Below are 13,098 nucleotides of genomic sequence, written 5' to 3' on the forward strand. Positions count from 1 at the left end.
GCCATGCTGCGTGACGGCACCATTTACCAACCCAAGTCAGCCCCTAACGCTTGACGAAACATATAGGGGCACCCCCCACCCATCAGCCGGCCCACGCCGACGATCGGATCACGTTGTAGAAATTGCCTGCCTGGAAACGCGAACCCTTGTCGACCAGCACATCGGCAGCATAGGTCGAAGCGCCCCGTGTCTCAGCAACTCGCCAGTTGCTCGAAAACGGTCATGACACACCGAAGCAGGTCACCGCGAAATTCGGCTTCGCGAGTGTCTATACGCTCAGTCAGTCAGTCAAGGCATGTCGGGATCACATCTGCCGAATAGCGGAAACGACAGGCGATCATCGAGGGTACGCAGCGAAACGGCACGGACACTCCCGTCGGCGTATGAAGGCAAAGTCCTGTCTCAATTGCAAAGCAATTGGGCAAGCGAATTTCCGTGCCCGCCATCGATACTTCGGTATCCGATTCAATTTGACCATCTACCGAACGGGATCGGCCTGCAGTCGCCCTCCCGGAACGCGCCCGCCCATCGGTTCTGCGCCAACATGCTTTGCGAATCATCCGGTCCGCCGACGATGCTGCGCCAACTGCAACCCGCGACCGCCATCATGCACACCAACAATCATCAGACAAAACCCCATTTCGCCCTTGAATCGTTTACCCAGTTGCAATAATTATTCGCTGGAACGCGTATTTCCGACCGGTATCGCGATCGCTACGATGCAATCAACCGCTCAACGCAACCAGCGAAGCGCGAAATCTACGAAAACCGGAGGTCACCATGAAGTCGTTCATCTACGCAGTCGCCGCTGCCGCCGCCCTGTCCGCATCCCTTGGCGCATTCGCTCAGTCGAACCCGTCGGACCAACTGACGCGCGCTCAGGTCCGCGCAGAACTCGTCCAGCTCGAACAGGCCGGGTACAAGCCGGAAGTGTCCGACGTCCACTATCCGAATGCGCTGCAGACCGCACAGGCACGCGTGACGAACAGCGACTCAACGGGTTACGGCGCACAGGCTGCGGCCGGCGTGCGTACTGGCCGCGCGATCGCGGTCAAGCAGAACGCTCACGACTCGGTCTATTTCGGTCAGTAAGACCGCCGCACGCTGCGCATACCGCGATACGCCCGCTGCCGACGAAGCACCCCGCTCCCGTTCACCGGGGCGGGGTGTTTCGCTTTCGGTGCACGCGGCATGCGCGCTGCACGCAGCCCAACCGACGCGTGGGCGCGGATCGGCCGCCGCAACGCGCTGTTCACGCAGACCGCCAGCGTTTGCGCATAGAATGGCCGCGTGGTCGGCGCCGGCCGAAGCGAACGCGAGCGAAGCCTCGACTCACCGGGCATATCCACTCGCTGGCCGATCCGATGCCGCACTCATCGCATTTTTCGAAAAGGAGCGGTTTCATGTCTCAAACATCCGGTTCCATGATCACGTTTCGCCGTCCGGACGGCCAGGAACTGCAGGGCTACCTCGCCACGCCGGAAAAGACCGACGGTGCACCCGCGGTCGTCGTCATTCAGGAGTGGTGGGGCCTGAATGACCAGATTCGCGGCGTCGCCGATCGCCTCGCGCGCTGCGGCTACATTGCGCTCGTGCCCGACCTGTATCGCGGCAAGTCGACGGTCGAGGAGGAAGAAGCGCATCACCTGATGACGGGCCTCGATTTCGGCGATGCGGCATCGCAGGACATTCCCGGCGCGGTGCAATACCTGAAGACGCGCGCGGCGCGCGTGGCGATCACCGGCTTCTGCATGGGCGGCGCTCTCACGCTGCTGTCGCTGCAGTTCGCCGATGCGGACGCCGGCGTCACCTGGTACGGCTTCCCCCCGCTCGACTACCTCGATCCGTCGAAGATCAAGGTGCCGCTGATGGGCCACTGGGGCACGCAGGATGCGTTCTTCGCGATCGAACAGGTCGATGCGCTGGAGAAGAAGCTGACCGGCGCAAAGGTCGACGTCGAATTCCACCGCTATCTCGCGCATCACGCGTTCGCGAACGAAACGGCTGTCGGCCCGGGCCGCATCGGCGGCACGCAGTTCGATCCGGTGTGGTCGCAGATCGCGTGGGATCGAACACTCACGTTCTTCGGGCGCACGCTCTGGGACAAGCAGCAGTAATATCGCAGCGGATCTCCACCGCTGCTGGGCTGCGATGCACATGAAGCAAACGCCACGACCTTGCAATCGTGGCGTTGTCGTTTTATGGAGCGAATTCGTTATGCGACCATCTCGCGCGTCACGGGTTCGACACCGAAGCGCGCACGACGGAATGCGAGTGCCACGGCCGGCTCCGCAATACACCACATTTTCGAAAACTCGGCTGCGCCCTCACCATCAAGTTCGGTGTGCAAAGTATTAGCATGGCAGAACGTCGATTCACGGAGCACGTTGCGAATGCCGGGTCATTCAACCCGGCACTCGTTGTCCGCCTTCGCTCAGGACTCGCAGGAACCGCGCAGCGCCGCCTCGTCGGCGGACAACATTTCGGGCACGCATTCGCGCAGGAAATCGACGAACGTGCGGATCTTTGCATCGAGGTACTGGCGCGACGCATACAGCGTGTAGACCGTCAGCTTCTGCAGCCGGTACTCGGGCAACACGCGAACCAGCGCACCGCTCGCCAGAGCAGGCACCGCGGTCGACATCGGCAATGAGCCGATCCCGAGACCGGCGCGCAATGCGGCGCCGAGCGCATCGGCGATATTGACCTGGAAATCCGGCAGCGGCAGTTCGAACGTCTCGCGACCATCGGGGCCGTCGAGATGCCACCGGTCGCGCGGAAAGATCGGCGTGACGATCTGCAGGCACGCATGCGATTCGAGATCGCGCACGGTGCGCGGCGTGCCCCGTTCCTTCAGGTATGCCGGCGACGCACACAGCACGCTGTGCACATCGCCGAGCCGCTGCGACACCAGCCCCGAGTCGGGCAGCTCCGTCGCGCTCAATTGGAGCGACACGTCGTAGCCTTCGTCGATGATGTCGGGCACGTGCTGCGACAGCGTGAGCTCGACGGCCACCGACGGATAACGCTGCCGGTATCGCACCACCGCCGGCACCAGGTAGGCCTGACCGAAACTGGTCGTCGCATGCACATGCAAGCGGCCCGACGGCTTCGCCTGCGCGTCGGCCGCCTCGGCTTCCGCTTCGTCGATATAGCCGAGGATGCGCTGGCAGCGGTCGAGATAGCGCTGTCCGGCATCCGTCAATGCGATGCGGCGCGTGCTCCGGTTGAGCAGACGGGTGCGCAGGTGCGTTTCGAGTTGCGCGACCGAACGCGATGCGTAGGCAGTGGTGATATCCAGGCGCTGGGCCGCGCTCGTGAAGCTGCCCTCCTCCGCCACCCGGACGAAAATGCGCATCATCTGTAACGTGTCCATCGACATGTCCCCGGGATTGAAATCGCCTTGCAGCGGCGCCCGCCCCGGCACGTTCCGGTCTGGCGCGAATTGTGCGGAACAGTACCGCAGCGGTGCAGACGTGTCCAGTTTGCCGTGCGCCGCATCGGCGGGCGATCGCTCATGCGGCGCCGCATGTCGAAGGACGACCGGCACCGGATCGTTGCAGGCCGCATCGCGGCCTGCCGGGGCACACATCGCGCGTGTAGCGTCGCGCTCAGATCGGGTCGAAGGGATTGCGCAGCACGATCGTGTCGTCGCGCTCGGCGCCGGTCGTGATCATCGACACCGGCACGCCCGCGATCGCCTCGACGCGCGCGATGAAATCCCGTGCGGCACGCGGCAACGCCGCGCGCTCACGTACACCCTTCACGGTGCCGTCCCACCCGGGGAACGTTTCGTAGACGGGCGTTGCGCGCGCCTGCGCATCGACGCTCGCGGGCAGATGGTCGACACGTGCGCCGTCAAGTTCGTAGCCGACGCACAGCTGGATTGACTTGACGCCGTCGAGCACGTCGAGCTTGGTGAGCGCGAGTGAATCGATGCCCGAAATCCGCACCGCCTGCCGCAACTGCGCGGCGTCGAGCCATCCGCAGCGGCGCGGCCGGCCCGTGTTGACGCCGAACTCCTGGCCACGCGCGCGCAGCGCTTCGCCGGTGGCGTCGGTCAGTTCGGTGAGGAACGGTCCGCCGCCGACGCGTGTCGCGTACGCCTTGGTCACACCCAGCACATGGCCGAGTCTGGACGCGCCGAGGCCCGTGCCGGCCGCCGCGGCCGATGCAACGGTGCCCGACGACGTCACGAACGGATACGTGCCCCAGTCGATGTCGAGCATCACGGCCTGCGAGCCCTCGAACAAGATGCGCTCGCCGCGGTCGTTCGCATCGTTGAGGTCGGCCCACACGGGACGCACGAACGGCAGGATCTTCGGCGCGATGTCGATCAGCGTTGCCAGCATCGCGTCGCGTGAGCACGGCTCGAGCCCCAGGCCGCGGAACCATGCATTGTGGTGATCGACCAGCACGTCGAGCTTGTCGGCAAGCCGGTTCGGCTCCGCCAGATCCGCGACCCGCAGCCCGCGGCGCCCGACCTTGTCCTCGTAAGCGGGCCCGATCCCACGCAGCGTGGTGCCGATGGGTTCGCGACGCAGACGCTCCTGCGCCTGGTCGATCGCACGGTGAATCGGCAGGACCAGCGTGGCATTCTCCGCGATCGACAGATTGTCCGGCGTCACCGACAGCCCGAGCTGGGCCATCCGTCCGATCTCGGCCAGCAGCGCTTCCGGATCGAGCGCCACGCCGTTGCCGATCACGCCGCGCTTGCCGCGCACGATGCCGCTCGGCAGCAGCGCGAGCTTGTACGTCTTGTCGCCGACGACCAGCGTATGCCCCGCGTTGTGGCCGCCGTTGTAGCGTGCGACGAGATCGGCCTGCGCCGCCAGCCAGTCCACGACGCGTCCCTTGCCTTCGTCACCCCATTGGGCGCCCACCACCACCACGTTCGGCATGCTCCATACTCCATGTGAGAAATCCAGACACACATTCCGGCCACATCGGCCGTTTGTGTGCCATATTGGCGGAGCAGGATCACCCGATCAAACGATTAAATCTGAGCAGTCGCGTGAGTAAATTTCACGCGAAACGATACATGGCCCGACGACTCCCTCCGTTGAATTCGCTGCGCGCGTTCGAAGCCGCGGCCCGCCTCGGCAGTTTCACGCTCGCCGCCAACGAGCTGTGCGTGACGCATGGCGCGATCAGCCGGCATGTTCAGCAACTGGAGGCATGGCTTGGCCGACCGCTGTTCGAGCGCCACAACCGGCGCGTCGAACTGACCGACGCCGGTCGCATGTACCTTGCCGAGGTCGGTGCGTCGTTCGACCGGATCGCGCTCGCCACCGCGCAGCATTTCGGTCAGGGGCTGCAGCGCGTGCTGCGCGTCAGCGCGCCCGCGACGTTTTCACTGCGCTGGCTCGTGCCGAAGCTGTCGTCGTTCCAGGTTGCACATCCGGCCATCGAGGTGCGGCTGTCGACGTCGAACGAGCCGATCGAGAAGTTGCGCGACAAGGTCGACCTGATCGTCCGCGGCGGCCCGCAGGCGATCGACGGATATGTTGCCGAAGAGTTTCTATCCGAAATCCGGCTGCCCGTATGCGCGCCGAAGCTGCTCGAGGGTCGGCCGTTGCGTACGCCGGCCGATCTCGCCGGCTTCACGCTGCTGCATGCGGCGACGTACCCCGGTATGTGGCCCGAGTGGCTCGCGGCGGCCGGGTACGCGAATCTGGCGCCGCGGCATTCGCTCACGCTCGAGCATTTCTATCTGACGCTGCAAGGCGCGCTCGACGGCCTCGGCGTCGCAATGGGGCCGATCGCCCTCGTCGCGGACGACATCGCCGAAGGCCGGCTGGTGCAGCCGTTCAGCGAACCGGCACTACCGCCGTGGCGCTATTTCACTTACGTGGCGGCTGCGCGCGCGGAAGACGAAGCCGTGCGAGCATTCAAGGACTGGCTGAAAGCAACGGGGAACACAACGGCGGACGCGCGGCGCTGATCAAGTCGGTATGTCGGCGACCAGTCGTTGCGCAATGCGCACCAGCTCGATTGATGCGGGGTTTCGTGTTCCATTGCGCGGAGCCATATTGTTCGCGCATGATCGGTTTTCGCCTCGTGACTCATCCTGAGATCTGTTGCAATCCGTAGGATTCCTCTTAGACTGAACAAGCAGAATGGCGCATGTCGTTCAAGTAGCGAAGGATGACTAAACGAATCGAGTTGGCATTCATCTCACCGAGAAACAAAGGATATCGAATCAATTGACTCGGATATCACACTTCCATGGTGACCGGTCGCGCATCGCGTTTCAGCAGCAGAAACGACAAACCCCGGCTCGCGCCGGGGTTTGTCTCGTGGGGGGAAATGCTTATTGGCTTGCGCCAGCGGCTTCGCCCGCCTTCTTCTCAGCGTTCTGCAGATTCTGCGGATAGTTCGGATCGTTGGCCGCCGGCTTGTAACCAGCGTCTTCGAGTTTCTTCAGTTCGGCGTTGTTCTTCGCACGCGCTGCCTTGTGTTCGGCTTTGCGTTTTGCCCGTGCTGCCTTGCGTGCTTCACGTTTCGCGGCTTTCGCATCCGATGCGGCGGATGCGGCCGGTGCACTGGCGTCGGTCTGCGCGAACACCGGAGCGGCGGAGCCGAAGAGGAACGCGGCTGCCGTCGCAGCCAGCGTCAGTTTTTTGATCTGGATTCGCATCGCTGAACTCTCTTTTCTGATTGGTCACGGAGTGAAAGCACATCGAGATACCGCCCCTGCCCCTGATCGGTCTTCATGTCTCGGTCAGGGCCTTTGCATCATAACCGCGTTGAAAAAAATGTGGCGCCATCATGCGTACATTGTTGGGAATACGCGTATGGGGACGTCGTATCGTCATGTGTCCCGCGCCCGTCCGCTCCGCGTTTCGCAGGGGCCAAGTGATGCATCATGCTCGGGAATCACGCAACGTGCACGACCGCGGCAACCGCGTGGCGAAGCGGATCGTTCTACCGATACGGTGCAGATTGCCGATGAAGATGAGATCGATTTCGGTGCTTTACGCACTCGCACGACGCCGACTGTTTCACCCGTGGAATCTGCTGCTCGCGCAACGCGATCGTCGCCTCATGAACGGGATATGCGACGGAATCGCGAACCTGTGCACCATGTTGTGATTCGCTGTCGCGCGAACGACGGTTCCTCCCATAAACGACCACACTTCATTCTGTACCGAGCCTGCCGCCTTTCCCGCACGTCGACACGATGCGAACGATCGGGTAACCGATCGTCGCACGCGTGGCTACCTGTTCGGTTCTATTCGTCGCCAGATGTGGGAGATGACGTTTGCGGGTTGAGACGACCTCCGCCGCTCAAGGTGAACGCTTCGATAGGCATTTGCTCACGACTGGCACGGGCACCACGCTAACGGTCGCATGAGCGAATGCGCGACACTTGTCATCGTGCTGACGTCGCGAAAAGTCTCGAGTCTATGCGGCAAGGACGGCGACACATCAGGCGCTGCGTGCGTGCCTCACAGCTTTTCCATCGGGTGATCGCATCTGGTGCGGGGGCGTCGCGCGCACGGTTTGTTCATCCGACGGACACCCTGTAGGTGAGCTTTTACAGGACGCCGCAACTTCCAGCGGTGAGAATTTTCGGGATTCGAGTACGGGTTCGATGAGGGTGAGCCATATTGATGGCGCCAACTTCACGTTCGAGGCAGTTGCCGAGATTGTTGTGTTCGAGGGGCCCAGTCGGCGTCTCGCTCGGCACAGCGATGGGTTTTCGTCGCACCGGTCGAGACACGTCGCAATTCAGATGTCGGTTCAAAGGTAGAAAACCGCGACGGAGAGTGACCGGTGCAAGAGCCAGCCCATTTCGTCTGTGCACGGGTCATCGAGCAGAAAGCCCCAGACAGACCAACACGTGACAGTCGAAGACTTTTCCACGAAAGCACCGACTCGGACGCTAAAAAAACCGCTTGAGAACGAATTCCGATGATTTCTCACTGCCATGACGAAAACCGGCGGCACTCCCCTGTTGGTCGCGGTGGCCGTAACCTGCGGGTAATCCCGGATGGGAAACATACCGCTGGGGTGCCTTTTTCGATCCCATAGATGGGAACCTACGGACTGAAAGCGGGGATTTCCTCCCATAAGTTTCTACGTTTGAATGTTTGTTAGTGGGTACTCACCTTCATGGGGAGCCTTGCGAGACCTGGGACGCTTGCAAAATAAGGCCGAGATCGAGGGTTCCACAGGCCTTAGGCCCAGAATACCTGTGCTCGACGAGCCTCACAGGTTCGCTTTGGTAGCGGTTTATGGGGTTGCTTTTTCTGCACAGGCACACGTGTGTTTATATCTTTGGTAAACCACGTTTACTTCTTTAACTACTTTTAGACGGCTCACAGCCTTGTCTGGCAAGGGTTTGACAGGTGTTCGGTACCCATTTATGGGGGCACAGGCGGAAGGATATGGGGTTTCAGGTCTGTGGATTTGGGGAATCGGGTACCGCGCTGTGGGAAATGGGGGTTGTGGATATGGGGCACGCGTAGCCTGCTATGGGATTTTGGCCCAAAAACACCTCAGGTAACCTTTTATGGGGGGAATCTATTGGTACCCATTTATGGTGCGTCCTTGCTGATTCGTCTATGGTGGCGGGCACAGCATTTCATGTGGGGTTGCCGGTTATGGGATGGATTTCAGGTAGTCGTTTATGGGTGCCGTCGCGGACAGAACGATCTAGCCCTGCTTGTCCCCTCGGAGCTGGGGTCCCATAAACAGTATCAGGCTGGCGGAAAGGGAGCCTTCTGTGGGGAAATCCCACGGTAGTCATTCATGGGAAGTATTTTCGGCTGCCGAGCGCAGATGAAGGCAAAATGCCGAGCTGGAGGATCTGGATAGGTAACCATTCATGGGATGTGCTAAAGGTAGCGTGTTATGGGGGAATGCAGACCGTGTTGCAGGGCACCACGAATCGGGTTCACCGATCCCGTTCCTCCGGATTATTTCCCATGAATGGCTACCTTCAGTTAGGCAAGTCCCGTGCCGGATTCTGGCCACAGATCACACAGGTAGCAGGTTTTGGGAGCTGATTCTGGCGGAAAGGTAGATGGATATGGGGTTCCGCACAAATCGTAAAAGTGGAATTTTTCCTTTTAAGACGAGGCCTTAGCGGCGATATTGGAAGTGACACTGGAGAAGAAGGCATTGCCCGGTAACTCGAAAAGGTATAAAGTCCGCCATCAATACGGTCACCTTCTCCGGACATCACGATGCCGCGCAAGCCCGCAATCAAAGGCTCCGACAAGCAGGTTTCGCTATTTCAGACGCCCGAGCCCCCCGATCTGCTGCGCAAGGCGGTCCAGGCAATTCATATCGCTCCGAAGTCCGGAAAGATCGGTCTGCAGCAGCGCAAGATGTTCAGCTCGCTGATCAAGAACGCCCTTCGTCAGGAAGCGTTCGAACCCGGCCGGACCAGCTTCTCGATCTCGATCGCCGCGCTGTCGCACGAGAGCGGGTTGAACAGCAACAACACGAAGTATGTGAAGGATACGGTCAACTCGCTGATCAGTACCGTCGTCAACTGGGACTACCTTGCCGCGGACCGCTCGACGGTGTGGAAGGCGTCGGGCCTGCTCGCCGGCGCCGAGCTCGAGCAATCGGTGCTGAAGTACAGCTTCTCCGACCAGATTCGCAGCGAGCTGCTCAATCCGGAAATCTATGCGCTCATCGATATGCGGATCGCGCGCGAGTTTCGGCGTTCGCACTCGCTTGCCCTTTGGGAAAACACGGTGCGCTACGAGGGGATCGGCATCACGGCAAAGATTCCACTGCCGAAATTCCGCGACCTCATTCTCGGTCAGGACAAGGCGTCGCAGTCGTACAAGGAGTACAAGCTCTTCAAGAGCAAGGTCCTGGTGCCGTGCATTCAGGAGGTGAACGAAGTTTCCGACCATACGCTCGAGCTGATCGAACACAAGTCAGGTCGCAGTGTGGAGGCCGTCCAGTTCAAGGTGACGCGCAAGCAGAGCGCGGATACGGTCGAGGAAGGCGACGTCAAGAACGAAGCACTTGTCGACGAGGTCGCCAAGTTCGGCATCCCGCGTTCGGAAGCGCGCCGGTTGATCACGCAGTACGGTGTGCAGCGCATCAAGGCGGCGATCGCCTATACGCTCAATCGGACTACGAAGAAGAACGCAGCGCCGGTCGACAATGTGGCCGCGTATTTCCGCAAGGCGCTGACGCACGGCTATACGTTGGCCGACGGGCAGGGGACCGAAACGGCCGCGCCGGCAAAGGAATCCGGGCAGAGCAAGCAGGAACAGATTCGCGACAAATACCTGGCGGCGAAGGTCGAGGAAGCCGGCGCGTATTTCCGCGAGCTGGAGATCGACGACCAGACCAAGCTGATCGAGCGCTACAACGAAACGGTGGCCGGTTCGAAGGATCTCACGCTGTCGCCGAAGAAGAAGGCGAGCAAGCTGGCGCAAACCAGCTTCTTCCGATGGTTGGCGCTCGATACCTGGGGCGAACCGACCTCGGACGACTTGCTGGAATTCCTGCTGAAAAGCAGCCTCGCGACCAACTGATCAAGGCCTCGCAGCCTGGCATGCGCCGTGCACCGGATTTCATCCGGCAGCGCGGTGCCATGCCGGTGCGAGGCCTTTGCTTTGGACGCCTTTTTTTATTTTTGCGCGGCTACCGCCAGATCAGCGACGTATGCGTCGATCACGGTCTTGAGCCGGTCGGCGAGCGCTTCCTGGTGGGACGCATCGACTCCCTTCAGTTGCAGATCCAGACGCCCGTCCGGATAGGTCTTCAACTGGCCGATCGCGCGTGATTCGAGCGCGAAATCGTGGCGAACGCTGTAACGCGTGCGCCCCGTCTTCTTGTTGCCGTCGCTCTGCGCGCGCAGGAAATTCTCAAGGTCGCGCACCGACTTTTTCCGGTCGATCACCGCCGTGAGCAGACGGTCGGCAGCCGGTTCGCCCAGGCGCTCGAAAATCAGTTTCAGGAAGTACGCGGCCTGCAGCCCGACCACATCGTTCGCGCTGGCCATCCGTTCGAGCAATGTGTTCGGCAGTGCGTTCAGCGACAATGTCTTGCTGATCGATGCCTTGTCCTTGCCGATCTTCTCCGCGAGCGTGTTCTGGTCGGGGAATACCTTTTCGTCGAGGAGACGCTTCCATGCGACTGCATCGTCGAAAATGGTCTGGCGTTCGTGGTCGTGGTTGGCGCGATACGCGATCGTGTAGAGCTGCTCGGGCGTGTGGTCCGTGCGGAATGTCGCATTGATCGTTTCGTCGCCGTTGATGCTCGTCGCGCGCAAGCGGCGTTGCCCGTCGATCACGACGAGCTTGCCGGGAAATTCCGGAAGACGCGTGACCTTGATCGGCTCGATCTGCCCTTCCCGCTTCAGCGTCAGTGCGAGTTCGTGCAGGCTCGACTCGGAATAGAACACGCGCGGGTTGAACGGGTTCGGGATGCAGTCCTTGACCGCGACCTTCTGCGGCGCACCGAGATCGAGCGCGTCGGATGCGGGGACAGCGGTCGAGATGACGGGGGTTGTGGCTTCGACGGGAGGATTCGACGCGGGCGTCGGCTCGGGCAGGCGCGTTTCCAGCGCTGCGTTTTCCTGTGCGAGCCCGCGCAGCAAGCCTGCTGCGAGATGCAGGTTGCCGGTCGGCTTCTTGTCTTTCGATGTGTCTTTAGCCATGAGCGGCTCCGGTAGCGCGCGTCGACGCGATGTATTGGGCCATTTCGGTGACCAGTCTCTCGATTTCCGCGCGGGCTTCCTTCAGTCCCTTCAGGTATCGATTGTGATGATGGATCGTGGTGCCGAGGGCAAATGTCTGCCGGTAGACCTCGCGCTGCGCGATCTGACTGTCGAGCAGATGCTCCCCTATTTCTTCAGCCCTTAGAATTTTTAAAATTTCTTCTCGCATTTTAGTTTTTCCATTGACACTATTCAGCATCAGCGCGGAAGACAAATTCGGGTTACGAACGGCACGCATCGATTCGATCATACGAATCATCGCGACGGTGCTGTACAGGTCGGCCGGCGATGGCGACAGCGGCACGAGGCAGAAGTCGGCGACTTCGAGTACGGATGCGATGCGCGGGTCTTCGAGGTTGCCGGGGCAATCGACGACGATCACATCGAAATTTGCATCCTGCTTCTTGATCTCGCCGCCGATGCCACGGCCGGCGGGGGCCAACGACAGAACTGTCATCGGGAGCGTATTTTCGCCGCTCGTCACCCATCTGACCGATGTGCCTTGAGGGTCGGCATCGATCAAGGCGACCTTGTTGCCACCCGCCTCGAAGGCTGCAGCGATATTGACGGAGATGGTGGTCTTTCCAGTACCACCTTTTTGATTACTGACGGCGATCTTGAAAGCCATTAAATTCCTCCAAGGAGTTTTGCGTAATATATGCAGTTATTGCCAAAAAGTCCAGAAAAGCATCGGAGGAAAAGAAGGATTTTCTGATAGATGTTGTTGTCACGTGACAAGCTGGTCGAACGGTTGGAGAATTATTTGTCATTCGAATGAAAAATAAAAACATATGGCATTTCGTTCGAGATGAAGGTGCTAATGAAGTGCTGGCAACTTCAGTGCCGGTAGCATGGGTCACAGTGCTGATCCCAGATGTGATCTCGCTATCGTTGGTAATTCCGGCGCAAATTGGCAATCCGCTCGTGACTCGCCCTGAGCTGCGTCGGGATCTAAAGTTGTCACGTGACAAGCCGATTCGGTGGGTTAAGACGTCAAATGCTGCTGGCCGGTAAGCATGCAGACACGACGCGCGATGGTAATGCCGACGATTTCTTCTCCCTCGATCCCCGTTACGACGCCCTGCATTCATGACGACTGGCACTGGCACTGCGACTGAGGCGGGTTGTTACGTGACAACGCACCTAAACGATGATTCTGGACACATATCTCCTGTCTTGGCGCAGCCACTGTAGACGGCACGGGTGCAAAGAAGTCCGTGCGATATATGAGTTGGTCATGTTCGATTAGGTCCAAGTCACTTATTCGCAAGGCATTGGGTTGTTGTCACGTGACAACCGCCACGGATGGATGCCGGAATCAGCAGCTTGATACCGGCGCAGCATTTTCAGCGGTACCGTATGGGGAGGTGCTGGACCAGCCGGGGATGTGTCAGCGATCG

At 60.5% G+C, this 13,098-nt stretch carries 9 protein-coding genes; 4 read left to right on the forward strand and 5 right to left on the reverse strand.

Going from position 1 to position 13,098, the window contains the following annotated elements; translation table 11 throughout:
• The first annotated feature begins 780 nt into the window (after nt 1-780).
• Together WS45_RS00005 and WS45_RS00010 are read left to right on the forward strand one after the other, a co-directional pair.
• Entirely contained in the window at nt 781-1,092 is a 312-nt protein-coding gene (locus WS45_RS00005) for a DUF4148 domain-containing protein (protein WP_059697418.1), read from the forward strand.
• 311 nt (nt 1,093-1,403) lie between these two features.
• Nucleotides 1,404-2,117 carry a dienelactone hydrolase family protein gene (locus tag WS45_RS00010; protein WP_059697420.1) on the forward strand — a complete coding sequence of 238 codons (714 nt, stop codon included), beginning with the start codon at nt 1,404-1,406 and terminating at the stop codon, nt 2,115-2,117.
• Between the two features lie 317 nt (nt 2,118-2,434).
• On the opposite strand, the gene WS45_RS00015 is transcribed toward WS45_RS00010, so the two are convergent.
• Both WS45_RS00015 and WS45_RS00020 read right to left on the reverse strand, forming a co-directional pair.
• Nucleotides 2,435-3,376, reverse strand: coding sequence for a LysR family transcriptional regulator (locus WS45_RS00015; RefSeq protein WP_059697535.1), 942 nt, complete (start codon nt 3,374-3,376; stop codon nt 2,435-2,437).
• Nucleotides 3,377-3,611: 235 nt separating this feature from the next.
• Nucleotides 3,612-4,901: an adenylosuccinate synthase gene (locus WS45_RS00020; RefSeq protein WP_059697422.1), complete on the reverse strand. Its 1,290-nt coding sequence runs from the start codon at nt 4,899-4,901 to the stop codon at nt 3,612-3,614.
• Nucleotides 4,902-5,041: 140 nt separating this feature from the next.
• On the opposite strand from WS45_RS00020, the gene gcvA reads away from it, so the two are divergent.
• Nucleotides 5,042-5,944, forward strand: coding sequence for a transcriptional regulator GcvA (gene gcvA, locus WS45_RS00025; RefSeq protein WP_059697424.1), 903 nt, complete (start codon nt 5,042-5,044; stop codon nt 5,942-5,944).
• 369 nt (nt 5,945-6,313) lie between these two features.
• On the opposite strand, the gene WS45_RS00030 is transcribed toward gcvA, so the two are convergent.
• Complete coding sequence (locus tag WS45_RS00030) at nt 6,314-6,640, reverse strand: hypothetical protein (protein WP_044848822.1); 327 nt, start codon at nt 6,638-6,640, stop codon at nt 6,314-6,316.
• A 2,554-nt stretch (nt 6,641-9,194) separates the two neighbouring features.
• Here WS45_RS00030 and WS45_RS00035 point away from each other — a divergent pair.
• Nucleotides 9,195-10,511 (forward strand): replication initiation protein, encoded by a 1,317-nt coding sequence (locus WS45_RS00035; RefSeq protein WP_059530829.1) that lies wholly within the window; start codon nt 9,195-9,197, stop codon nt 10,509-10,511.
• A 95-nt stretch (nt 10,512-10,606) separates the two neighbouring features.
• On the opposite strand, the gene WS45_RS00040 is transcribed toward WS45_RS00035, so the two are convergent.
• Both WS45_RS00040 and WS45_RS00045 read right to left on the reverse strand, forming a co-directional pair.
• On the reverse strand, nt 10,607-11,638 hold the full coding sequence (locus WS45_RS00040; protein ID WP_059697426.1) for a ParB/RepB/Spo0J family partition protein: 1,032 nt from the start codon (nt 11,636-11,638) through the stop codon (nt 10,607-10,609).
• Nucleotides 11,631-12,326 (reverse strand): ParA family protein, encoded by a 696-nt coding sequence (locus WS45_RS00045; protein ID WP_006759638.1) that lies wholly within the window; start codon nt 12,324-12,326, stop codon nt 11,631-11,633. Before WS45_RS00045 ends, WS45_RS00040 begins: the two co-directional genes overlap by 8 nt.
• Between the last annotated feature and the right edge of the window lie 772 nt (nt 12,327-13,098).

Origin of the sequence: Burkholderia sp. RF2-non_BP3 (assembly GCF_001522185.1) — a bacterium.
Taxonomy (GTDB): Bacteria; Pseudomonadota; Gammaproteobacteria; order Burkholderiales; family Burkholderiaceae; genus Burkholderia; species Burkholderia diffusa.

What these genes read in the sequence shown, in the direction of transcription:
- WS45_RS00005 (WP_059697418.1), top strand. Translation starts at nt 781, where the DNA reads ATGAAGTCGTTCATCTACGCAGTCGCCGCTGCCGCCGCCCTGTCCGCA.
- WS45_RS00010 (WP_059697420.1), top strand. Translation starts at nt 1,404, where the DNA reads ATGTCTCAAACATCCGGTTCCATGATCACGTTTCGCCGTCCGGACGGC.
- WS45_RS00015 (WP_059697535.1), bottom strand. Translation starts at nt 3,376, where the DNA reads ATGGACACGTTACAGATGATGCGCATTTTCGTCCGGGTGGCGGAGGAG.
- WS45_RS00020 (WP_059697422.1), bottom strand. Translation starts at nt 4,901, where the DNA reads ATGCCGAACGTGGTGGTGGTGGGCGCCCAATGGGGTGACGAAGGCAAG.
- gcvA (WP_059697424.1), top strand. Translation starts at nt 5,042, where the DNA reads ATGGCCCGACGACTCCCTCCGTTGAATTCGCTGCGCGCGTTCGAAGCC.
- WS45_RS00030 (WP_044848822.1), bottom strand. Translation starts at nt 6,640, where the DNA reads ATGCGAATCCAGATCAAAAAACTGACGCTGGCTGCGACGGCAGCCGCG.
- WS45_RS00035 (WP_059530829.1), top strand. Translation starts at nt 9,195, where the DNA reads ATGCCGCGCAAGCCCGCAATCAAAGGCTCCGACAAGCAGGTTTCGCTA.
- WS45_RS00040 (WP_059697426.1), bottom strand. Translation starts at nt 11,638, where the DNA reads ATGGCTAAAGACACATCGAAAGACAAGAAGCCGACCGGCAACCTGCAT.
- WS45_RS00045 (WP_006759638.1), bottom strand. Translation starts at nt 12,326, where the DNA reads ATGGCTTTCAAGATCGCCGTCAGTAATCAAAAAGGTGGTACTGGAAAG.